Source organism: Cellvibrio sp., from assembly GCF_039207905.1.
Lineage (GTDB): Bacteria > Pseudomonadota > Gammaproteobacteria > Pseudomonadales > Cellvibrionaceae > Cellvibrio.
Window position 1 is genome coordinate 83,755 of record NZ_JBCECX010000011.1, and the last position, 21,592, is coordinate 105,346.

The 21,592-nt window shown below is 48.1% G+C and carries 23 protein-coding genes; 11 read left to right on the plus strand and 12 right to left on the minus strand.

What is annotated here, in order from left to right; all coding sequences use genetic code 11:
- The first annotated feature begins 20 nt into the window (after positions 1 to 20).
- From dapD to AAGC78_RS08645, 4 genes are all read left to right on the plus strand, one after another.
- Positions 21 to 1,052: a 2,3,4,5-tetrahydropyridine-2,6-dicarboxylate N-succinyltransferase gene (gene dapD, locus AAGC78_RS08630; protein ID WP_435783657.1), complete on the plus strand. Its 1,032-nt coding sequence runs from the start codon at positions 21 to 23 to the stop codon at positions 1,050 to 1,052.
- A gap of 120 nt (positions 1,053 to 1,172) precedes the next feature.
- Positions 1,173 to 1,874: a YebC/PmpR family DNA-binding transcriptional regulator gene (locus tag AAGC78_RS08635; RefSeq protein ID WP_435783658.1), complete on the plus strand. Its 702-nt coding sequence runs from the start codon at positions 1,173 to 1,175 to the stop codon at positions 1,872 to 1,874.
- 137 nt (positions 1,875 to 2,011) lie between these two features.
- A complete protein-coding gene (gene dapE, locus AAGC78_RS08640) occupies positions 2,012 to 3,163 on the plus strand; it encodes a succinyl-diaminopimelate desuccinylase (protein WP_435783659.1) in 1,152 nt (383 codons plus the stop codon).
- Between the two features lie 418 nt (positions 3,164 to 3,581).
- Positions 3,582 to 5,333 (plus strand): FAD-binding oxidoreductase, encoded by a 1,752-nt coding sequence (locus AAGC78_RS08645; protein ID WP_435783660.1) that lies wholly within the window; start codon positions 3,582 to 3,584, stop codon positions 5,331 to 5,333.
- A 117-nt stretch (positions 5,334 to 5,450) separates the two neighbouring features.
- Here AAGC78_RS08645 and AAGC78_RS08650 read toward each other — a convergent pair whose 3' ends face one another.
- Entirely contained in the window at positions 5,451 to 6,080 is a 630-nt protein-coding gene (locus tag AAGC78_RS08650; RefSeq protein WP_435783661.1) for a class I SAM-dependent methyltransferase, read from the minus strand.
- A gap of 504 nt (positions 6,081 to 6,584) precedes the next feature.
- Between AAGC78_RS08650 and AAGC78_RS08655 the strand changes: the two genes are divergently transcribed.
- The 3 genes from AAGC78_RS08655 to AAGC78_RS08665 all read left to right on the plus strand — a co-directional run bounded on the left by AAGC78_RS08655 (position 6,585) and on the right by AAGC78_RS08665 (position 8,825).
- Positions 6,585 to 7,793, plus strand: a complete 1,209-nt coding sequence (locus tag AAGC78_RS08655; RefSeq protein ID WP_435783662.1) for an RtcB family protein — start codon at positions 6,585 to 6,587, stop codon at positions 7,791 to 7,793.
- A gap of 18 nt (positions 7,794 to 7,811) precedes the next feature.
- Positions 7,812 to 8,006 carry a hypothetical protein gene (locus AAGC78_RS08660; RefSeq protein WP_435783663.1) on the plus strand — a complete coding sequence of 65 codons (195 nt, stop codon included), beginning with the start codon at positions 7,812 to 7,814 and terminating at the stop codon, positions 8,004 to 8,006.
- Between the two features lie 102 nt (positions 8,007 to 8,108).
- Entirely contained in the window at positions 8,109 to 8,825 is a 717-nt protein-coding gene (locus tag AAGC78_RS08665) for a DUF1461 domain-containing protein (RefSeq protein ID WP_435783664.1), read from the plus strand.
- On the opposite strand, the gene AAGC78_RS08670 is transcribed toward AAGC78_RS08665, so the two are convergent.
- The 9 genes from AAGC78_RS08670 to AAGC78_RS08710 all read right to left on the minus strand — a co-directional run bounded on the left by AAGC78_RS08670 (position 8,797) and on the right by AAGC78_RS08710 (position 17,446).
- Complete coding sequence (locus tag AAGC78_RS08670) at positions 8,797 to 10,077, minus strand: MFS transporter (protein ID WP_435783665.1); 1,281 nt, start codon at positions 10,075 to 10,077, stop codon at positions 8,797 to 8,799. The genes AAGC78_RS08665 and AAGC78_RS08670 overlap by 29 nt on opposite strands.
- 116 nt (positions 10,078 to 10,193) lie before the next feature.
- Positions 10,194 to 11,366, minus strand: a complete 1,173-nt coding sequence (locus tag AAGC78_RS08675; protein WP_435783666.1) for a lytic polysaccharide monooxygenase — start codon at positions 11,364 to 11,366, stop codon at positions 10,194 to 10,196.
- Between the two features lie 351 nt (positions 11,367 to 11,717).
- Positions 11,718 to 12,032: a hypothetical protein gene (locus tag AAGC78_RS08680; RefSeq protein ID WP_435783667.1), complete on the minus strand. Its 315-nt coding sequence runs from the start codon at positions 12,030 to 12,032 to the stop codon at positions 11,718 to 11,720.
- Between the two features lie 49 nt (positions 12,033 to 12,081).
- A complete protein-coding gene (locus AAGC78_RS08685; protein ID WP_435783668.1) occupies positions 12,082 to 13,119 on the minus strand; it encodes a Gfo/Idh/MocA family oxidoreductase in 1,038 nt (345 codons plus the stop codon).
- A 36-nt stretch (positions 13,120 to 13,155) separates the two neighbouring features.
- Positions 13,156 to 13,614 (minus strand): DUF4442 domain-containing protein, encoded by a 459-nt coding sequence (locus AAGC78_RS08690; protein WP_435783669.1) that lies wholly within the window; start codon positions 13,612 to 13,614, stop codon positions 13,156 to 13,158.
- A gap of 181 nt (positions 13,615 to 13,795) precedes the next feature.
- Positions 13,796 to 14,596 carry an ABC transporter ATP-binding protein gene (locus tag AAGC78_RS08695; RefSeq protein ID WP_435783670.1) on the minus strand — a complete coding sequence of 267 codons (801 nt, stop codon included), beginning with the start codon at positions 14,594 to 14,596 and terminating at the stop codon, positions 13,796 to 13,798.
- A complete protein-coding gene (locus AAGC78_RS08700; protein WP_435783671.1) occupies positions 14,593 to 15,594 on the minus strand; it encodes a FecCD family ABC transporter permease in 1,002 nt (333 codons plus the stop codon). Before AAGC78_RS08700 ends, AAGC78_RS08695 begins: the two co-directional genes overlap by 4 nt.
- A gap of 24 nt (positions 15,595 to 15,618) precedes the next feature.
- On the minus strand, positions 15,619 to 16,506 hold the full coding sequence (locus AAGC78_RS08705; protein WP_435783672.1) for an ABC transporter substrate-binding protein: 888 nt from the start codon (positions 16,504 to 16,506) through the stop codon (positions 15,619 to 15,621).
- Between the two features lie 28 nt (positions 16,507 to 16,534).
- Entirely contained in the window at positions 16,535 to 17,446 is a 912-nt protein-coding gene (locus tag AAGC78_RS08710; protein ID WP_435783673.1) for an ROK family protein, read from the minus strand.
- Between the two features lie 60 nt (positions 17,447 to 17,506).
- Here AAGC78_RS08710 and AAGC78_RS08715 point away from each other — a divergent pair, with 60 nt between their 5' ends.
- Genes AAGC78_RS08715 through AAGC78_RS08730 form a run of 4 tightly spaced genes read left to right on the plus strand, consistent with a single transcriptional unit; the run spans position 17,507 to position 19,284 of the window.
- Complete coding sequence (locus AAGC78_RS08715) at positions 17,507 to 17,665, plus strand: hypothetical protein (protein ID WP_435783674.1); 159 nt, start codon at positions 17,507 to 17,509, stop codon at positions 17,663 to 17,665.
- The gene (locus AAGC78_RS08720; protein ID WP_435783675.1) at positions 17,634 to 18,020 is read left to right on the plus strand and encodes a PilZ domain-containing protein; all 387 of its coding nucleotides are present in this window, start codon (positions 17,634 to 17,636) and stop codon (positions 18,018 to 18,020) included. The genes AAGC78_RS08715 and AAGC78_RS08720 overlap by 32 nt, the downstream gene beginning before the upstream one ends.
- Positions 18,021 to 18,080: 60 nt before the next feature.
- Complete coding sequence (locus tag AAGC78_RS08725; protein WP_435783676.1) at positions 18,081 to 18,452, plus strand: PilZ domain-containing protein; 372 nt, start codon at positions 18,081 to 18,083, stop codon at positions 18,450 to 18,452.
- A gap of 13 nt (positions 18,453 to 18,465) precedes the next feature.
- Entirely contained in the window at positions 18,466 to 19,284 is an 819-nt protein-coding gene (locus AAGC78_RS08730; RefSeq protein ID WP_435783677.1) for a hypothetical protein, read from the plus strand.
- A gap of 14 nt (positions 19,285 to 19,298) precedes the next feature.
- On the opposite strand, the gene radA is transcribed toward AAGC78_RS08730, so the two are convergent.
- Both radA and AAGC78_RS08740 read right to left on the minus strand, forming a co-directional pair.
- Entirely contained in the window at positions 19,299 to 20,669 is a 1,371-nt protein-coding gene (gene radA / locus AAGC78_RS08735; RefSeq protein WP_435783678.1) for a DNA repair protein RadA, read from the minus strand.
- Between the two features lie 3 nt (positions 20,670 to 20,672).
- Positions 20,673 to 21,587, minus strand: coding sequence for a PDC sensor domain-containing protein (locus AAGC78_RS08740; protein WP_435783679.1), 915 nt, complete (start codon positions 21,585 to 21,587; stop codon positions 20,673 to 20,675).
- Positions 21,588 to 21,592: the final 5 nt, after the last annotated feature.

Here is a 21,592-nt window from a genome sequence, read left to right on the forward strand (position 1 = left end):
AACTATTGTCAGGAAAAATTATGACTCAACTCTACGCACTCGGTTTAGGTATTGGCACACAAAATTCAAAAGGTGAATGGCTAGAAGTATTTTATGCACTGCCACAACTTAACCCATCAGAAGCCAGCGCAAGTGCTATCGCAAATATTGTTGGCTACACCGAAGGCAATCAGGCAATTGCATTAACCAACAGTCAAGCAGATGAAATCGCACAAGCACTCTCCGCTGCAGGCGACACAGCTCAAGCTGACATTGCCAAAGCACTCATCAATAGCAAGCGTCCTTTGGTTGCTACTTTGCTCGCCACAGATACAAACCCAGCTTCTGTTCCTGAAGGCTATTTGAAATTACATTTGCTTTCACACCGCTTGGTTAAACCACACAATACCATTCTCGCTGGCATTTTCGGTGTACTGCCAAATGTTGCCTGGACCAACCAGGGTGCAATCGATGTCAACGAACTGCCTGCGCGTCAATTGCAAGCACGCTTGAATGGCGAAGAGCTGGAAGTATCTTGCGTAGATAAATTCCCGAAAATGACCAACTACGTTGTACCTAAAGGCGTTCGTGTAGCGCACACCGCACGCGTACGTTTGGGTGCATACTTGGGTGAAGGCACCACCATCATGCATGAAGGTTTTGTTAACTTTAATGCAGGTACCGAAGGTCCAGCGATGATCGAAGGCCGCATCTCTGCTGGCGTATTCGTTGGTGCCGGTTCTGACTTGGGCGGCGGCAGCTCCACTATGGGCACCCTCTCCGGCGGTGGTAATATCGTGATCTCCGTTGGCAAAGAATCTTTAATCGGCGCCAACGCCGGTATTGGTATTCCATTGGGCGACCGCTGCAAAGTAGAATCGGGCCTTTACATCACTGCGGGTACAAAAGTAGTGGTATTGGACGATGCAGGAAGCGAAGTGAAAACCCTGAAAGCTCGCGAACTCGCCGGCGTTTCTGATCTGGTATTCCGTCGCAACTCCATCACTGGCCGCGTGGAAGTAGTCACCAATAAAAGTGCATTGCAATTAAACGCAGCACTGCATGTAAATTAATAGTAAGGGCGCTGCTTACAGCGCCCAGATAAATGCAAAATAAATTACAACGGGCGCAGAAAGCGGCGCCCTAACACAGACGATGGGCGCAATATGTAGCGCCCCAATGAGGCGATAATTATGGGCGCACAATGGAAAGCAAAACACAAAGAAGAAGCCGCTAGTGCAAAAGGTAAAATTTTTACCAAACTCACCAAAGAAATTATGATCGCTGCACGCAGCGGTGCTGATCCAGACATGAACCCGCGCCTGCGTCTTGCTATCGTTCAAGCAAAAAAAGCGTCCATGACGCGCGAAACTTTAGAACGCGCAATTAAAAAAGGCTCAGGTCAACTCGACGGCGCAGCCAGCTACGAAAAAGTAACCTACGAAGGTTACGCACCGCATCAAGTTCCAGTGATCGTTGAATGCCTCACCGACAACGTGAACCGCACCATCTCCAATATTCGCGGTTTGTTCCGTAAAGGCCAATTGGGCACATCAGGTTCCGTGTCATGGGACTTTGATCACCTTGGCATTATCGAAGCCACTGCTGTAAATGCTGACGCCGATGTGGAAACTGCGGCGATTGAAGCAGGCGCACAAGACTTCGAATTGGATGATGACGGCACCGCAACCTTTTACACCGACCCAACCGATTTGGATCTGGTACAAAAAGCCCTGCCCGACCAAGGCTTTACCGTAGTCTCCGCCAAGATCGGCTACAAACCAAAAAACCCCGTGAGCTTATCCGGCGAAGCATTGGAAGAAGTCGAAGCATTCCTTGCTGCGATTGATAACGATGATGATGTGCATGAGGTTTACGTGGGATTGGCAGGTTAAGCTGATCTCAATTAAAAAAATAAAAAACGAGCCTACTGGCTCGTTTTTTTATTGGTATTGAATACCAAACTCGTTGCTAGAGCCGATTTAGGCAAACCTGTAGAATTGCCTATCTTTTTTATATTCTGGAAAACACGATGACTACTGCGTTAACCCCCACCCTGCAACTCGCTACAGATTTGATCCGCTGCCGCTCGGTAACCCCTGAAGATGATGGCTGTCAGGAGATGATGATCCAGCGCCTTGAAGCTATTGGCTTTAAAACTTCGCGCTTACGCTTTGGCGAGGTAGATAATTTTTGGGCGATCCGTGATGGAGTGGATGGTGAAAACGGCCCCATACTCGCGTTTGCAGGCCATACCGACGTAGTGCCCACTGGACCAGAGACAAATTGGAACAACCCGCCCTTTGAGCCGCGCATTATTGACGGCATGCTGCATGGGCGCGGTGCAGCGGACATGAAAGGGTCGCTCGCCTGTATGGTTATCGCGTGCGAAAACTTTATCGCCCAACACCCGAATCACAAAGGGCGTATCGCCTTTCTGATCACCAGCGATGAAGAAGGCCCATCGATTAATGGTACGGTTAAAGTTGTTGAGTGGCTGGAAGCACACAACACCAAAATGGCATGGTGCATTGTGGGTGAACCATCCAGCACTAAGGTGGTGGGCGATGTGATTAAAAATGGTCGCCGCGGCTCGCTCGGTGCCATTTTAAAAGTGAAAGGCATTCAAGGGCATGTGGCTTATCCACATCTGGCAGATAATCCTATCCACAAACTTGCACCCGCCTTGGCAGAACTCGCGGCGGAGCATTGGGATAATGGCAATGAATTTTTTCCTGCGACCAGTTTTCAAGTGTCCAATATTAATGGTGGAACCGGTGCTACCAATGTAATCCCTGGCGAAGTAGAAGTTGTTTTCAATTTCCGTTTTTCGACTGAGCTTACCGAAACTATTTTGCGTGAGCGCACCGAGGCAATCTTAAATAAGCACAAGGTTAATTATGATTTGCAGTGGATTTTAAGCGGCCAACCATTTTTAACTCCGCGCGGTGATTTGGTAAATGCAGTTGTGGATGCAATTAAATCGGAAACCGGTCTTGATACCGAATTATCTACTTCCGGTGGCACTTCTGACGGGCGCTTTATTGCACCAACGGGAGCGCAGGTTGTGGAGCTTGGCCCGATCAACGCCACCATCCATAAAGTAAATGAATGCATTAGCGCTGATGATTTGGAAAAGCTGACTAAGATTTATGAGCGGACGCTGGAAAAATTATTAGCTTAATAATCAAGGCGGGCATTGCCCGCCTTTTTAAAAATTTCACTCTGCACATTAGATAGTTTATTTTTTGCTTCCCCCTATTTTTCCTGCATCGATTTCATTTTTTTCTCTCTGCTTCCTCCTGCAATAAAAATCGTTCATTTACTACAATTAATTCATTTTGAATCCTGTCGCCAAAATCATTTTTATTACATTAATTTTTTGTGTTTAGAAACGTCAATTCGCTGGCACATATTTGTTCAGCAGTAATTAAAGTCGTTGAAATTAATAAGAAATTTATTCTTGTCATAGTTCTTGCTGATGCTTGCTTGACTGCCGTGCAAGTGCCGTTTTTTTGAACATTTATGCGCACGCAGTAAATAAGCCCACCCTTTGCTCTTCAAGCAATTTTTGTCATTCAGCATTTGAAAGGAAGATGAACATGACTACCTCTTTTTTCAGCGAAGTATTGCGTATCCCCGGTGCCAAAGTCTTGAGTCGTGAGGAAGCGGCTTTTCAATATGGTGCAGATACCGGAGCCAGCCAACGTTTGCCGTCCGGAGCCATCATTATTAAAGAAGTTGATGCAATCCAGGATGTGTTGGCGCTCGCTAATGAATTTAAAGTTCCACTTTGGCCGATCAGTGGCGGCCGCAACTTTGGTTATGGAACTTCGCTGCCTGTGGATAGCCGCAGTTTTATTGTGGATCTATCACAACTGCGCCGCGTTTATATCGACGTAAATTCTTCGACCGCATTAATTGAACCCGGTGTTACCCAAGCCGATTTGCATGCGGCGATTAAAAAAAGCGGCGCGGATTTATTAGTGCCGACCACTGGCGTCGGACCGAACGGAAATATTCTCGGCAATGCGTTGGACGGCGGTTATGGTTTAACACCCATTGCCGATCACTTTAATGCGATCAGTGAACTGGAAGGGTTTTGGGGTAACGGCACCGAGTTTCGCCACACATATCAGGATCTGGGTTGTGCCGAAATGGCGAAGCGTTGGAACGCAGGCACAGGTTATTCCTGGGCAGGGCTTTTACGCCAAGGCAGCTTTGGCATAGTCACTAAAGCGCGTGTGCAATTGGCGCGTTCACCGGAAGCCACACGCATTCTGGTATTTGAATGGAAGAGTAACGATGCGTTTATCGCCAGCCAAACTGAGTTGAACAAACTCACCGAGGATATTCCCGGCATCGGCGGCATAATTATGATGAACGATTGCCGCATTCTCTCCACTCAAGTGGATACACCTTTAGCATCGCCACTGAAAGGCGATGAACGCGCCGGCTATTTAAAAAAACTCGCCAAAGAACGCAACATTTCCGCATGGACAGGCTTGGGTACTTTATACGGCTCACGCGCTGCAGTGGCGGGTTCGGTAAAAGATATTCGTCGCCGTTTAAAAAATTGCCGCGTTTGGAGTTTTAGTCCCGATGAAATTCGTTTACTGCAACAACTGGAAAACTATTTACCCTCTTGGGGATTCTCATCGCTGCGTCGCCATTTTGGAGCGCTGGTAAATACGCTAGGGACAGTTGAAGGATATCCGATCGTTGCCTTTTTAAAAATCGCCTATGCACTTGATCCCACCGCAAAAAAACTCGATGTAAATTCTCATCCGGCTAAAGATGGTGCCGGTATTTTATGGTATGCGCCGCTAGTGCCATTTACTGCAGATGAAGTGGAACGCTACCGCACGGTGATGAGCAAATGCTTAATGGATAACGGTTTTGATCCACTGCTCGCCGTTACCTCACGTTCATCGCGCACGCTTTCTGGAACAATCCCGGTATTGTTTGATCGCAAGAATCCAGAAGATGTGGCGCGCGCTAAAAATTGTTATCGCGACTTGGTAAAAACCGGTTTGGAAAATGGTTGGCCACCTTACCGTTTGGGAATCGACTATATGGATATGATCGCCTGCCCTGCCGACTCGCCGAGTGCACAGGTGCAGCAGATGTTGAAACGCGCACTGGATGAAAATGAAGTGATTGCGTCAGGCCGTTACGAGCACGTTAAACCCGTTGCACCGTTTGTGCCCGCAGCGCCAAACACAGAAGTGGAAAAAGTGGTGGAGGTACTGCAAAAGTCAGGAGAGGAACTACAGAAGCCAGACAATGTGCAGTTGGATTACACCAAGGTATTCGGCACTCGCTTGATCGAGACCGAAACTACCGAGGCGTAAACCTTACTAAAAACAACATTCAAGAATAACGATACGAGAAGGATTTTCTCATGAACAGAATAATTTACCCCGCATCAGGGACGATGCTCTCTTGATTAATGCTGCTTGCCAATCACATCAAGAATCAAGGTTTACCACTAAAATACTGCCGGTAAAACGTTTGGGTTCAAAGCAGTACCAGGTAAACATTTCGCAATCCCAGCGGTCGTAGCATTTATCGACCAGATTCAAAAATGGACTGCGGCCCGGATCGGCTAGCACCAACTTTTTAACGCCCGCACTGGCAGCGCGTTTGAGCATTGCAAACCACTCGTCCGTCAACTCATCCCAAAAACAAATATCGCCACCGACAATCACATCGTATTTGGAAAGATCCGCTTTTTTCATCGACGCCATTGCGCCTTGGCGAGTTTTAATCTCGACACCATTCAACTCAGCTTGAATATCCAGAAAGGCAAACACCTCATCATCAACATCCAGGCCGGTAACACCGTGACCACTGCTCGCCAGATAAATCGAGGTTGGCCCCCAACCGCAACCGACATCCAACACCCGGCTTTTTTTCTTGAGCGGATTGTGAGTGAAATAATCCATTAACAAATAACTGGAGTCCCAGTGTTTATCTCCATGCACACTTGGGCTGCGCTCTTTTTTCAAGTCTTTGATCGCGCGGCTTTTTTCGGTGTACAACCAGATTCCGTAGGTGTGAAAGGTATTCTTGGCAGGAGGAGCTATTAGTTCTGGCACGATATCATCTCTCTGGTAAAAGGCGCGGGTGAACTGCTTCACCATGCCTAGTTGAATTCGCTCAATAACACGGGGAGTCTATGACAAAATTGCGACATTTATGTGACGCATCAACACAAAACCAAAGCAAAACTAAAACCAACCTATGCAAGATCGCCAACCATCCGGAAAAAATAATTCCAGATTATTGACAGTGAAAATTTTCAGCGTATTATCGCGCCCAATTTCCGCGGCCTTGCCTCGGTAGCATCCAAACCGCAAGCTCGCTTGCACAACTATAGGAGTACTCAACATGACTTACGCGAACGATATCAACGCATAAACCTTCTGAGTACTCGCTTGGAAGGTCAACAATACGAACCTTCCGAGCCAGGCGCAATACCCAAAGCCCTGATCGGGAAACTGATCGGGGCTTTTTCTTTACTGGAATTGCAATTACCCAGCGCGAAGGTTTTATTTTCTAGTGCAAAAAAATGATTGTTAACAATCGTTTAAGGGATTTTTATGCCTGTAAAAATAGAATTGAACAAAAATGCCGGTAATGGTTTCAAACCGGTAAAGATTTACACCAAGGATATTGAAAACGAAGCACTGACCCAATTGAAAAAAATCGCACAGCTGCCAATTGTGCATTCGCACATAGCAGCTATGCCGGATGTCCATTTGGGAATTGGTGCAACTGTCGGCTCGGTAATACCGACGCTCAATGCCATCATCCCCGCTGCAGTCGGTGTGGATATTGGTTGCGGGATGAGTGCAGTGCGTTTGTCGATTAAGTCAGCGCAGCTGCCGGATAACCTGGCAGCGATGCGCAGTGCAATCGAACGCGCGGTGCCCGTCGGTTTGGCAGCGCACAAAACCATTAACGTGCGCACCAGTAGCTGCAACAAATTGGCGCATGGTGTTGAGTGGCTTTTTGAAAAACATCCGACGGTGATGAAGATGTTGAAGCAGCCCAACACCATTTGGACCAAGCAATTGGGAACACTGGGCAGCGGCAACCACTTTATTGAAATCTGCGTGGATGACAGTAAGGACGTGTGGGTGATGTTGCACTCCGGCAGTCGCGGAATTGGCAATGCCATCGGCCAATACTTTATCCAGCTGGCGAAAAAGGATATGGGCAAACATATCCATAACTTGCCAGACAAAGACCTCGCCTACTTCACCGAAGGCAGCGAGTATTTTGTGGATTACGTTGCAGCGGTAAATTGGGCACAGGAATATGCGCGTATCAATCGCGAGGAAATGATGGGCTTGGTAGTGCGGGCAATTGCACCTTTCCTGCCCCCATTCCATGCAGATCGCCACGCGATTAATTGCCATCACAATTACGTCAGTCGCGAGAACCATTTTGGTGCTGATGTGTATGTGACACGCAAGGGAGCAATAAGCGCGCGCGTTGATGAACTCGGGATTATCCCCGGCAGTATGGGAGCCAAGTCATTTATTGTGCGCGGCAAAGGTAATGCAGATTCTTTTTGTTCCTGTGCCCACGGTGCAGGCAGGAAAATGAGCCGCACAGCGGCGCGCAACCTGTTTAGCAAAGAGGATTTGATTGCCCAAACCAAAGGGGTGGAATGCCGCAAGGACAAAAACGTCATCGACGAAATTCCAGCGGCGTACAAGGATATAGATACGGTGATGGACAACCAATCCGACCTGATTGAAGTGGTACACACACTTAAACAAGTCTTATGTATTAAAGGCTAACCAAACGAGGAACTGGCAATGAAACAGGAAAAACGCAATGGCCATGCATTCCACCCGATAATGCGTAAAGGTGGTGTGCATGAAAAAACCAACAAAGCTAAACGCAAATCCGAGCGGCAGGATACTGACCGCAAAGTAAAAGACTGGCTGGGTAAAGGCCGGAGCAAGCAAGCCGCAGATGATTCTGCGGCTTTTTTCTTTAAAGCTGCTTAAATAATGGAGACACACTTCACCGCGCTGCAACCCTAGCCGCGCACAAGAGCTACGTGTTATTTTTGCCGCGCTGTCATTTTTGCCGCTATCGAGTTATTCGACATGATTAAACGTTTTATTTTCTGGCCATTATTTTTCACCTGCCAACTTATCGCACTCGCGCTGGTGAGTTGGCATTTGTTGGCGCAATTTCATTTTGCGTACCCGAGCGGCTACCAGTTGCTGCATCTGGACAAACACATCGCTGAATATGCTCCGCTCAACCGCTTTAAAGAGGATTTTGAATTCACCGCACCGGCAGAGCACTGGCGGCTTTTTGGCGAGATTAGCGATGCAGTGCAATCCAGCGGCAAAGGTTTGGGCGAGATCAGTTACACGCTAAAAACCGGCGAGCGCACGGCACTGATGCACGAAGCGGAAATAATTCACCTGCAAGATGTCGCTAACTTGATTGATGTGTTTTATCTAACAGGAATAATTTGCCTGCTAATCTGGATAGGTTTAATTGCTTATGCCTATTATAAAAAACTGAAGTTGCCGGCCGTTAAAAAAATCCTGCTGGGATTTTTGGCCGGTTTCGCGTTGGTCACGATTGTCGTGTTGGCTGTTGGCCCTACTGCTGTTTTTTATTGGTTTCATGTGCAGGTGTTTCCCGACGGGCACCAGTGGTTTTTCTATTATCAGGATTCACTGATGACAACCCTAATGAAAGCACCGGATATTTTTGCGTTCATCGCCATCTTACTGCTGTCGCTGCTGATCCTGTTTTGGTGCGTCAGTTTATATGCGCTTAACCGTTTGCTCGGGCGCGCAATTTAAAAAACGCCAAGCAAAGCAACGCAGTTGTAACGGCGATAAAAAATGGAATCTGCCACAGCAACGCATTACGCAATGAGGCACCTTCAGGCGAATCAGGAAAGCTCGCGAGCAGCGCAGAAAAGCCCAAACTAAATAGGCCGTAACCCAGATTAAAGACCAACCCTTTCACCGACAGCACAGTAGCGCGCCGCGAGGAATCAGCTTGCTCGTGTAATACGCGGCTAACGGTGAAGGTGAGAAATCCAATCATCGACATTAACAACAGCGTTGGTATAGCGCCGTAGATAGGCCATGCAGGCACCAGCGCAGCCAAACTGATGAGCGTCATAACTGCAATCAAAGCCAGATTGGTTAGCATGCTGAAACGCGCATTTAAACGCTTGGCAATTCCCGGCACAAACCAGCCAAACAATCCCATCGCAGCACCGAGAAAACCGTAAGTCCACGCCGGCAATTCAATTAGTCGATAATAACTGCTGGTGATGGTGGCGAAATTGCGCACGATGGAATCCAGCGCAACACCAATCAGTATCACCACCAAGGTCACCGGCGTGGTAAACACCCAGCGCGCGGTAGACACTACTAATTTAACGGCATGCGCAACGGTTGAGCCAGCATTGCTGTGCTCGGGCTCCTGCATCCGCAAACTGATAACAACGCACACCAAAGCCTGTATCAATACCAATGCAACTGGCAGGCGATGCGCAGTTTCATCGCTCATATGAAAACTGTCCGGCAAGATGGCATTGATCGTGTCAGCATCGTACAGCACACCGCCAATAATCATCGCCACCACAAAACCGGCCGAGCGCCAACGCATTACTTGCGCGAGTAATTTATCCCAAGCGCTTGCGCGATTTTCCTGTGGCAATGAATCGTAAGCCAGCGCCTCATCCGCGCCGCTTGCACAAGCTTCTGATAATCCGGAACAGATACGGTTGATAACACAAAGTGCCAGCAACAATGCACCGCCGTTGGTAGGCGCCAACAACAGGCACAGCATTTCAATCACCATCAACACCGAGGCTGCAACTAACAATCGTTTGCGCCCAAAAGTATCGGCCAGAGCGCCCGAGGGAACCTCGAATAAAAAAATGGTGAGCGCCCAAATAAGGTTGAGGAAGACAAATTGATCGAGCGTCAGCCCAAGATCGAGAAATAAAATAGCGAGCACCGGATAGTAGGCGCGTGCGGTAAAAAATACCGAGAAGGCAATAAAACGATTGGTGTTGCGCGAGAGGTCTTGAGTCATTGCTTGAGCCTGATAAGCGAGCGGTGGGCAATCTTATTGGATCAAGTATACGCAACTATTGCAGAGGCAAAAAAAACGGCAGCCTGAGCTGCCGTTTTTATCGAACATGCTATGGATTAGTTACAGCTACGCACAAGGGTCCATGCATTAGTCCAAGCCCAGCCAGTGCCCGGCGCGTATGGACCACCAACAGTACACCAGCCGCCAACGATGCAACGGTATTCACTGCCAGCGTTTTTCACCAGCGCGTTGTTTGCATAGGTTGCGCCGTCTACATAGTTAGGCGAAGAGCAGTTGCCGCCAGTAGTCGGTGTTGATGAACTTGATCTTGAGGATGGTGCAACTGAACTTGATTTTGAAGACGGTGCAACCGAGCTGGTTGGGTTGCTATTACAAGCGCCCAGATCCAACCAATAGTTGTATTGGCCATTGGTCAACTCAGGGTTGTTGCCTTGAGTCCAATAGTTAGCTTGGTAACGTCTGTTGTTGAACTTCACTTGCTGTGGATTGGTGTACGCAGTCGCTGAATTCCAGGTAGACAAACCAGCACAGGTATCACTGGTTATGCTTGACGTTGAAACAGATGAGCGTGAAGACGATGGTACTGAACTGCTGGTAGTTGTAATACTTGAGTTAGAGCCACCGTACTGCACATCAATACATTGATAGAAGCCTTCCGGTGCATCTGAGTAATCACGCTGCCAAATACTGTAAACCACGTGTTTACCAGTACGTGCAGGCAGAGTCACCACGTGGCGAGACGTTGCTTCCTGACCCGTTGGTGCAGACTGATGGATTTGCTCCAGATCCGACCACTTCAATGGATTCGCCGGGTTGTAGCCCTGCTTGGTAATGTAATAACGGAAGTACATGGTGCGGTGCTGTGCAGTGTTAGTCCATACAAATTCACGCGGCCCAGCCGCTACCGAGGTAGCAGGCCAATCGGTTCTGGCCAGATCAAGACCGCCATAACCACCTACACCGGCGCTACACAATTTACCGTCAGCAATTACCGATTGATGGTTATCTTTCACACCACCAATCGCAATACTTTGTGGCGAATAAAAGCCAACATTGCCTGCCGCTTTTGCAGCGGCGCACGCAGGAAGGGTTGGGTTCTCAATACCATTTTCCTTACACATGATGACGCGGGCTTTTGGTGAGGAAACATAACCATGCGCGCTTACATCGACCGCTCCCAGAAATGCCGCACTGGCAACAACAGCTGAAAGACCTAGGGTTTTAACACGAGAAATGGCGGAACGCTTGTTGATTATTTGCACTTTCACATTCTCCTTCATCGGCAACTATAACGGCCATACCCGTTGTAGCTACTCAAGTTGATTAGACATTTATTGGGATTTATTTTCCGCTATAACCAAACCTAACCCCGGGAAAACATGATTTATAGCGGGCAAAAAAATCCTAAAACGGCAGAGAATGAAAGGCCAGTCCCAGTTTTCGATTTGCGGTTCGACTTTGGGTGGGAAGTTCTAGCTTTGGAACCAAACAAGTGCCACTAAGTACGGATGGGAATTTTGACGCCAAGACAATGGCGGTCGCGACGATAGAGTGTGATGATCGTCGCAACCTCAAGTGAAAATAATACTGAAGGTTAAGAAGGTGAAAATGAAAGGCTATCAGCTTTGCGCGAGGATTAATTCTTTCACAATCGCACTACAAGCCTGGTTGGATACCGGAATTTTCAGTGTTTCTATGCCAGTGAAATAAAAAATAAAACAGGTCTTTTTATCTGAGCTGCCAACCAAGCGCTTAATGTCGATGGCGCTGACGACCTGATAATCGTATTCCGCATCCGGAGAATTTTTGGCGATATTCAGTTTTACATAACCCTTACCGATAGACTCAACGCTTTCAATGCTATCCGGCATGCGCCCCGCAAGCGCGCTGGATGAAACGAATAACACAGCTAACAATAACCAATATTTTCTCATGATCAATCTCCGGAATTTCCCGACACCGAAATAAGTTACTACACCAGATTTAGAGTTGGATTAGTTGTTGTCGGCTAGCGCTTTCTTCACCTGCCAATAACAACTCAACGCCGAGCAAAGACTGTTGCGGCATAAATTCCAGCGCGCTTTCTCCGTTAATTGCAGCGGCGATATTTTGATAATAATGTTCGTAGCAGCCGCGCTGGCCAGGAATAATTGTGCGCGTTGCTTCGCCGTTGTTGTGAGCGTGCAACACGCCGTAATTATCTTCCCCCGGTTGCGCCCATCCCGCAGTACCGGGAATCATGCCACGCATCATTTGCGCCTCTTGTACATCCTGACCAAATTTCAGGAATGAACCTTTATCACCATGAATACTTACCGTTGCGCCTTTCTCACTGACAAACGTATTGGAGCGCAAGATTACGCGCATATCATCGTAGTGAAAAATCACATTGAAATAATCCGTTGATCCTTCCGCACGACGCAAGCTGCGCATATCGCCATACACAGCTTTAGGCTTGCCAAATAAACTCAACATGGAATCTACCATGTGAATCCCCAAATCAAACCAGGTGCCGGAACCGGGAAGTTTGTCTTCTTTCCATTTTTTATGAGTGACATTAGTACGGTAGCGGTCGTAATGCCATTCCACTTCGACAATACGCCCGAGCGCACCCGATGCAATTATTTTTTGCGCATCAAGATGATCGCTCTCTAAACGTTTGTTTTGAAAAACTGCCAGAATTTTTTGCTGCGCACCCGCAAGTACAATTAATTCATTACCTTCATCAAGGCTCAGGGTAAAGGGTTTTTCCACCACTACATGTTTGCCAGCTTCTAAGGCCGCTTTTGTCATGGGGTAATGCAATTCATTCGGCGTATTTACTACCACTAAATGAATATCCGGATTGGCAAGAATTTCTTCAAAGGTTTTTACAACATTGGCCTGAGGATAATCTGCCAACGCTGTAGGTTCACTGCGCTGCAAAATGGTATGCAAATGCAAACCAGATTCCGCAGTAATAAGCGGAGCATGAAATACTTTACCCGACATACCGTAAGAGCAGAGAGCAACATTAATCATAAAATTTTCCAGCTATCAGACGTGCGAGAGTTAAATTTAATTATCCCGTGCACGAGGTTTTAATTTGATATAGACGCGGCGTTTTACCCGTGCAACTAATTGACCGTCATCATCTTTGATTTCAACCAAAAACTCGGGCACGTATTTTTCACCGCCGGCGGTTTTTGCACGAATATCATCAAGGATTTCATCGTTAATACTGAAGTGAGCATGTACATGGGTTTTGCCGGGAGCTATGTAATCTATCTCGGCGTGTTTGTCCCACACAAAATAATCGCGCCCGAGATTGTTCATGATCATCAGCATGTACCAAGGATCAGTCATGGAAAATAAGCTGCCGCCATATTGGGTACGGACGTAATTTTGGTTATACCAACGCAGCTTTAAGGTGACATGCGCTTCGCGATAATCTGCTGCGAGATAGGTTAACTTGATACCGGAGAAAAATAGTGGCGGCCAGAGATTGGCTCCAAATTTAAATACACCTGCTTTCATTTTTTCAACCTCAGTATTAAGCACAAACTATTTAAGGTCTTGCGGAGTTTTTACTGAGACCGTCTGAGGCATGGATGCCGAAGTCGAGCCTCCAGGGATGGATTCACGGCGGGTCTTAGTAAAAATTCCGCAAGACCTTTCGCACCTTGCTATCTAAACAACCCGCTTGCGCGAAACCATATTAAAGCACCCGCTTACGCGGGATAATCACCACACCTTCATCGCGGCAATCAACATACGCGCTTATACCGTAAACCTGTTGTAAATTTTCGGTTGTTAACACATCAATCGGGCTGCCATCGGCAACAACTTTTCCACGATGCAATAACACCAAACGAGAACAAAAGCGTGCCGCCAAACTCAGGTCGTGCAACGCCGCTAATACTGCCCCGCCCTGCTGAGCGTGTTCAGCGAGCAATTCCATCATATGCAATTGATGATAAGGATCGAGCGCGGCGATAGGTTCATCGGCGAGAATAATCTGCGGTTCGCCCGCAAACACACGAGCTAATAACGTACGCTGTAATTCGCCACCGGAAAGTGTAGTCACAATACGCTGACGCAGCGATTGCAATTCAGTCTGCTCCAACGCGCGCTCGATTGCCTGTTTGTCCGCCGGGGATTTTCCAGTCAGTGGCGTGTGCCAAGGAGCACGACCAAGGCCAACCAAATGCTCCACTTGTAAAGGCCATGCAGGAATTTCTTGCTGCGGCAAGTAAGCGAGAATCTGCGCACGCTCGCGACCGGAAAAGTCATTTAATGATTTTTTATCCGCATCATCCAATGACAAGCTAACGCTACCTGTATCAGCCTGTTGCAAACCGGCCATCACGCGCAAAAGTGAACTTTTACCGGCGCCGTTCGGCCCGATCAAACCTACAATTTCTCCAGATGATAATTGCATGGCCACATTATCGAGAATGTGGTTGCCATCACGTGCGAATGAAATCGTTTGGGCGCTGAGTGTTGCTGTCATCATCATGCCCACCGTGAACGGGTTTTTAAAATTAATAACAGGAAAAACGGTGCACCGATTAATGATGTCACCACACCGATTTTCAATTCGCGAGCGCTATCAAACTGGCGCACCAGAATATCGGCCAGCACCAACAACAAGCCTCCGCCCAGTGCACTGGCAAACATCAAACGCCCCGGGCGATAACCAACAAAAGGTCGCAACAGATGTGGAATCACTAAACCGATAAAACCAATCGCGCCGCTCACCGCAACGCAAGCACCTACACCGATTGCAATTCCCAACAATAAAACACCGCGTTCGCGATGATTATTAAAACCCAGTGAACGTGCACTGTCTTCACCCAAGCTAAGCGCATCAAGAAAACGGCTGCGGCTCAACATCATAATCCAACTGATAACCGCGAGCGGCAGCGCGATATACACGTGATCAAAATGGCGATTAGCCAGCGAACCCAATAACCAAAAAACAATTTCCTGCATCGCGTATAAACTGGGTGCAAAATTTAACGCGACTGCAATAAACGCAACCATGATGGAACTCATGGCCGTGCCCGCCAAAATTAACGCCAACATACTGCTGTGCATTCCCGCCAGCAAATACACCATAAATAAGGTAAACAACGCACCGACAATCGCCGCGCCCGGCAGCCAATACCAGGCACTGGCAGCAATGCCAAAATACAGCGTGACTATCGCCCCAAATGCAGCACCACTACTCACCCCCAATACGCCGGGATCAGCGAGCGGATTGCGCAGCAACCCTTGCATAGCTGCGCCCGACATTCCCAAGGTTGCGCCTATGACTATCGCCAGAATCAAACGCGGCAAACGAATTTGCCCGACGACATTCGCCGCCAGACTTTGTTCGCCATTAAAAAAATCCTGTAAACCCACGACGACTTCAATATCAGCAAGCCCGGTATTCAGCGCAAGTACAGCGGCAGCGACAAGTGCCACTAACAAAGTACCGGTTAACGCCGTAAACGAAATAGTAGTTCGCAAAATAAACTCTTCTTGTGAGGTTAATTAATGGTTTGCATCTTTAGCATGATTACTAGTATCTGTTGCGAGCGCCAGCTTCAACGCATTCGCGACATCGCCAATCACCGAGGCCGCACAACCCGACAAACCCGCGGGTAACACAACGATTTTAAAATCAGCATGCTTGAGTGCCGGGTGCGATAAATATTCTTTCGCGAGGGAAAAGGCTTCATCACTGCTCTCCTCCACAATTAAAATTTGTGGTTTTGCACTGAGCAATAATTCCAGATCGAGCTGATTGAAACTGAACATGCCCCGCTCTGCCGCCAGATTGCGCAATCCGGCGAGTTGCATCAATTCATGCTCCAAAGTTCCATCGCCAATCACGACACCATTAGCGGAATACCAAAATGCCGTCAGCGGGGTTTTGCCAACATTGGCTGCTTTTAGTTCCGCAACCTTGTGGTTAATGTCCTGCACCATTTGCTGTGCTTTTTGTTGTGCACCGATGAATTCGGCCAGTTGCACAATCTGTACATTGATGTCGTCCAGCTTGCGCGGTAATGGTAATCGCTCAACACGCAAGCCGAGTTTTTTCAATAATTCAATTGCATTGGGCGCATCAAATTCGCCCGCAAAAACCACCTCGGGTTTTAACGGCACTATCTCTTCCGCCAATCCATGATTTAACGGCACGCCGCGAACCTGTTCAGCGATAGGCGACCAAATCGGATTCGCAGTGAGATAGCTAATAGAAACCAAACGCTCATGCGGCAGTAATTCCCAGAGCAATTGATCGATACAAATATTAAGTGATGCAATGCGCTGTGGAATTTTTGTTTGATCCGTAGCGACCTGCGCCTGACTAAAGCTGCACAAGATTAAAAACAAAAAGCCCATCACCAAGCGGACGGGCTTTTTGTTGGCAGCCATTAAAAAGTTGCCGATCACTAAATAAAAGCTACGCAAGAGGATTCAACCAGGCAGCGCCGCGTACGCCACTGGAATCACCGTGCACTGCAGGTTTGATCGGCGTATCGCACTCACCACCGAACACATATTTGGATAAGCGTTTGGGCACTCCCGTATAGATAGCGGCAATATTGGAAGCGCCGCCGCCCAGCACAATCACGTCCGGGTCCATGATATTGATCACCGCACCCAGACCACGCGCCAACTGGTCAAAATAATTATCCAACACCGCAACTGCAGTTTTATCGCCAGTTTGCGCCAAGGCAACAATCTCATTGCCTTTGACTTTTTCGCCGGTCGCGAATTGATAGGAGAGACACAAGCCTGTCCCCGAGAGAAATGTCTCCTGACATCCGGCGCGACCGCAATAACACGGGCGCGCACTCAGGTCGGCGTCGCTCGTCCAGGGCAAAGGGTTGTGTCCCCACTCGCCCGCAACACCGTTAGGGCCAACAATTGGTTTGCCCTGAAATGCCACACCAGCGCCGCAGCCGGTGCCTAGAATTCCAGCAAACACCAAATCGTATCCGCGCCCTGCACCATCAGTTGCCTCGGATACCGCCAGGCAATTTGCATCGTTGGTGACTTTGACATCGCGCTGCAAGAAATCGGAAAGGTCTTTTTGGAAAGGCTTGCCGTTGAGCCACGTGGAGTTGGCGTTTTTCACCAAGCCGGTTTTGCGCGAAATGGTACCGGGGATGCCTATCCCCACCGGCAGGTGATTCTGCCCCGCCGCCGCTTCTGCCTGCCCGACCAAATTGGCGATATCGCGCAGGGTTGCAGGATAGTCATCGCGAACAGTAGGAATGCGGGTGCGGAACAGCTCCTCGCTGTTGCCATTGAGCAGGATCACCTCGGTTTTAGTGCCGCCGAGATCGATACCAACACGAAAATCTGTCATAAGAATCAGCCTGTTATCAAACGTGTCGGGATTATAGGTGGCGCTAGATACCAGTGGCAAATGGATGAATCCGAGCGTTGGAAAAATGGCGAAACGGCTGCCAAGGGCTACACTGGAGAAAGCATATCTGCAGCATCCAAAAACCGGATTGTTGCGCAAGACCTCACCGTGACAGATAGAACAAACTATGACCAATACCAACAACAAAAATACCGCTAACGAGCGCCGCAAATTTAGCCGCATTCTTTTTGATGCCCATGTCGAACTGGCACAGGGCGAATTCCACTGGCGCGCAAGCCTGTTGGATATTTCCTTGAAAGGTTTATTGCTGCAACAAACATTGCCAGCTGAAGTGAACCCGAACCAACCCGTGTTGGTGAAAATCCTGCTGTCCGACAACACTTGCATCGCCATGTCCGTCACCGTCGCACATCAACATCACAACCAAACCGGCTTGGTCTGCGCATCAATTGATATCGATAGCGTTAGCCATTTGCGCCGCCTGATCGAATTAAATCTGGGCGATGCCGCAGCCGCAGAAAGAGAACTCTCTGAATTAATCAGTGACTACTAATCCAACCAAGACACAACATAGATGCCGGATAAATACTTATCGGCGGAGCTTTCCAAAATAATGAGTGATGAAATCGTTTCTGAAAACACAGGCAGTGCAGATCAACGACGACACGCGCGCTTTCCGTTGCGCGCTTACGCCGAACTACAATACTCCTCCAAAAAATGGGAAGCGAATGTGCTGGATCTTTCAGAGTCCGGCGCGCGCCTGGCGATTCTGGGTGAGCACCTGCTGCAAAAAGGTGATGCCTTGCGCGTACACATCCAATTGGATGAAATTGCTTTAGTGACTTCCCCGAAAAAATTATTAAATCTCCATGGCCGTTTAATTCACGTACGTGAACATTTATTAGGCTTTGAATTCCAACCTGATACACCGGTTGATAAAACGCTGCTGTATGAACTATTAACCTTGATCGAAAATAACCATTAACCAGAACATCTCTATGCAGTATCTGGCGTTCTTTTTTCTGTTGTTGATGCCGCTTTGTTTTAGCCAATCGGTAACGGCTGAAACACTCCTACGCCTGACACTCCCCAAAGCGGGTTCGCTTGAACCCGATACCACAAGCCGCTTTTACGAAGAGGCTTTGCATCTGGCGCTGACCAAAACCAGTGATGGATTAGAGCAGATCCAACTCGATCACCACACCATTGCAGTTAATCGCGAACGCGCACGTTTGTTGGTCAAACAAGGCGTATTGGATATCGTCTGGGGCAGCAGTAATAAAAAACGCGAGGAAGAATTGATCCCGGTGAAGTTCAGTTTAATCCGCGGTATTAATGAATATCGATTATTGCTGATTCGCGCTGCTGACCAACCATTATTCGATGAGGTCAAAACGGCAGTTGATTTACAGAAATTTAAAATCGGCACAGGTACGCAATGGAGCGATACCGAAATTTATCGCTTTAATGGTTTGCCGTTAGTCACTTCTTACGCTTACAAGCCCATGTTCAGGATGTTAAAACTAAAGCGTTTCGATTACATGGCGCGTGGGCTTCAGGAGGTCGAATCTGATCTGAGAAATTACGGACACCTGGACTTGGCGGTGGAAAAAAATCTGGCAATCCATTATCCACAACCCATTTATTTTTTTGTTAACGACAGCGGTTTAGCCGAGCGCATTCAACAGGGTTTGGAACTTGCACAACAAGATGGCAGTCTGGATGCTTTATTCTTTTCCATTCCTAACTTTCGCGATGCTTGGGAACGACTGCAAAAGATTGAACGCCATCTGATTGAGCTGAAAGTTCCGAAATAATAAATCCGTCTTTATCAAAGTGCGTTTAGCGCTTCCTGCAGATTTTTTACCGCTACAACTTCAATCCCCAAATTCTTTTCACGCGGCGCATTAGCGAAAGGTACTATCGCGCGCTTAAATCCATGTTTGGCTGCCTCGCGCAAACGCTCATGCCCACTCGGTACCGGACGAATCTCACCTGAGAGGCCAACTTCGCCAAATACAATTAAATCTTGCGGCAAAACGCGGTCACGAAAGCTTGAGACAACTGCGAGCAACAATGCTAAATCCGCACTGGTCTCCATCACTTTTACCCCGCCAACCACGTTCACAAATACATCCTGATCACCCACCATAATGCCACCGTGGCGATGCAACACCGCTAGCAACATTGCCAAGCGATTTTGATCCATCCCCACCGCAACACGACGCGGATTGCCCAAGTGGCTATCATCAACCAGCGCTTGTATTTCTATCAAGAGTGGGCGCGTGCCTTCCCACATCACCATCACAACAGAGCCGGATGATGCATCTTCGGCGCGCTGCAAAAAAATTGCCGAGGGATTATTCACTTCGCGCATACCTTGTTCGGTCATGGCGAAAACACCTAACTCATTGACGGCACCAAAACGGTTTTTGTGGCCACGCAAAGTGCGGAAGCGGGAGTCGTTATCCCCCTCCAATAAAATGGAACAGTCGATCATATGTTCCAACACTTTAGGGCCAGCGAGCGAACCGTCTTTGGTAACATGACCAACGAGGATTAATACCGTACCGGTTTGTTTGGCAAAACGAGTGAGATAGGCAGCGCTTTCGCGCACTTGCGATACCGAACCGGGGGCGGAAGAAATATCTTCCATATGCATTACTTGAATTGAATCAATCACCATTACTTTCGGTGCGACTTTTTGTGCGGTTGTACAAATACTTTCGACGCTGGTTTCACTCAGCATTTGCAACTGATCAGTCGGTAAACCCAAACGCTGCGCGCGCATCGCCACTTGTTGCAATGACTCTTCACCAGTGATGTAAAGCGCAGGCATAGAGCGCGCAAGATTGCACAGGGTTTGCAACAGTAGCGTCGATTTGCCTGCACCGGGATTACCGCCAATCAGAACAACCGAACCGGGCACAAATCCACCGCCGAGCACGCGGTCAAACTCACCTGCCCCACTGGTAAAACGCGGTACGTCATTGAGTGATATCTCAGCGAGCGTTTGGATTTTATTGCCAGTGGCACCACCGGCATAACCTTCAAACTTTGCAGTGCGATTACTTGGCGTTGGCCCCAACCGCACTTCACTCAGGCTATTCCATACACCACATTCAGTGCATTGACCCTGCCACTTTTTGTAGTCAGCACCACACTCATTGCAGACAAATGCACTTTTGGTTTTAGTGGACATGGATTATTCTTTTTCGCTAGTAAGTTTGAGGTAAACACCCAAGCCAACCAATAAAGCAACCGCAGCAAACAACATTAACACCGCTGAATTCAAATGAGTTGCGTCGCCCAGCAACGATTTAAACATCAACAATAAAGATTCAATCGATACAGCGATGACAATCGCCGACATAAAACGGCTGATAGTACGGCGCGTCGAACCTGTGTGATGAATATCTTTGTGCAACAGCACCTCTTCTTCGAGAATCGTTTTACCCAAATCGAAAATTGCCAAACCTAAAGTTACCAGAATGACGAATTTGAAAGCTTGCGTAGGAGTATGCTCATTCACGACCTCAAATATCGAGCTGCCTGCTGTGAACAATAGCAAGCAGGAAACCAGCACCAGCATGCCGCCAATGATGCCGTAAATAACCTGAAAGAACGGGTGAACCATGCGGCGCAAGCTATCGCCATTTAAGAAAGTGATAAGTTTTTCCAGATTGAAATTAATCACCAGATAACGCGTAGCGCCCTCGGGATCAACAAAACGTTGCACGGCCGAAATTGCTAACTGGTGCGTTGCGCTGGAAAGATAAGGTTGGGTAACCGTTGCAGGAGCGATGTTGTCGCGCGCGCGCGCGTAGTAAACGCGATTGCTGCGGTCAGAACCAAAACCCGGCTCGCGACGTTTTGGATCAGGAACGGTTGGCGATGCAGCTGACTCAGTAATTTGTACACCTTGGTCGTCCAGACAATAAATTAATTCGACAAATGGATAGGACTCATGCAAGCGCCCCACAATTTCTTTCAGCTGCTCATTGGATGCACCAAATTTATTGGGCGATAGCGAAGTCACAATCGACTCCAGTAAACGCTCGATCTGCGGTTGGTATTCATCGTACTTTTTTAACAGGTATAAGTAATTGCGTGGGGTCATGCTGG

Excerpts from the sequence above, each read along its gene's own strand:
- dapD (WP_435783657.1), top strand. The coding sequence starts at position 21 with ATGACTCAACTCTACGCACTCGGTTTAGGTATTGGCACACAAAATTCA.
- AAGC78_RS08635 (WP_435783658.1), top strand. The coding sequence starts at position 1,173 with ATGGGCGCACAATGGAAAGCAAAACACAAAGAAGAAGCCGCTAGTGCA.
- dapE (WP_435783659.1), top strand. The coding sequence starts at position 2,012 with ATGACTACTGCGTTAACCCCCACCCTGCAACTCGCTACAGATTTGATC.
- AAGC78_RS08645 (WP_435783660.1), top strand. The coding sequence starts at position 3,582 with ATGACTACCTCTTTTTTCAGCGAAGTATTGCGTATCCCCGGTGCCAAA.
- AAGC78_RS08655 (WP_435783662.1), top strand. The coding sequence starts at position 6,585 with ATGCCTGTAAAAATAGAATTGAACAAAAATGCCGGTAATGGTTTCAAA.
- AAGC78_RS08660 (WP_435783663.1), top strand. The coding sequence starts at position 7,812 with ATGAAACAGGAAAAACGCAATGGCCATGCATTCCACCCGATAATGCGT.
- AAGC78_RS08665 (WP_435783664.1), top strand. The coding sequence starts at position 8,109 with ATGATTAAACGTTTTATTTTCTGGCCATTATTTTTCACCTGCCAACTT.
- AAGC78_RS08670 (WP_435783665.1), bottom strand. The coding sequence starts at position 10,077 with ATGACTCAAGACCTCTCGCGCAACACCAATCGTTTTATTGCCTTCTCG.
- AAGC78_RS08680 (WP_435783667.1), bottom strand. The coding sequence starts at position 12,032 with ATGAGAAAATATTGGTTATTGTTAGCTGTGTTATTCGTTTCATCCAGC.
- AAGC78_RS08685 (WP_435783668.1), bottom strand. The coding sequence starts at position 13,119 with ATGATTAATGTTGCTCTCTGCTCTTACGGTATGTCGGGTAAAGTATTT.
- AAGC78_RS08690 (WP_435783669.1), bottom strand. The coding sequence starts at position 13,614 with ATGAAAGCAGGTGTATTTAAATTTGGAGCCAATCTCTGGCCGCCACTA.
- AAGC78_RS08695 (WP_435783670.1), bottom strand. The coding sequence starts at position 14,596 with ATGATGATGACAGCAACACTCAGCGCCCAAACGATTTCATTCGCACGT.
- AAGC78_RS08705 (WP_435783672.1), bottom strand. The coding sequence starts at position 16,506 with ATGGCTGCCAACAAAAAGCCCGTCCGCTTGGTGATGGGCTTTTTGTTT.
- AAGC78_RS08710 (WP_435783673.1), bottom strand. The coding sequence starts at position 17,446 with ATGACAGATTTTCGTGTTGGTATCGATCTCGGCGGCACTAAAACCGAG.
- AAGC78_RS08715 (WP_435783674.1), top strand. The coding sequence starts at position 17,507 with ATGGATGAATCCGAGCGTTGGAAAAATGGCGAAACGGCTGCCAAGGGC.
- AAGC78_RS08720 (WP_435783675.1), top strand. The coding sequence starts at position 17,634 with ATGACCAATACCAACAACAAAAATACCGCTAACGAGCGCCGCAAATTT.
- AAGC78_RS08725 (WP_435783676.1), top strand. The coding sequence starts at position 18,081 with ATGAGTGATGAAATCGTTTCTGAAAACACAGGCAGTGCAGATCAACGA.
- AAGC78_RS08730 (WP_435783677.1), top strand. The coding sequence starts at position 18,466 with ATGCAGTATCTGGCGTTCTTTTTTCTGTTGTTGATGCCGCTTTGTTTT.
- radA (WP_435783678.1), bottom strand. The coding sequence starts at position 20,669 with ATGTCCACTAAAACCAAAAGTGCATTTGTCTGCAATGAGTGTGGTGCT.
- AAGC78_RS08740 (WP_435783679.1), bottom strand. The coding sequence starts at position 21,587 with ATGACCCCACGCAATTACTTATACCTGTTAAAAAAGTACGATGAATAC.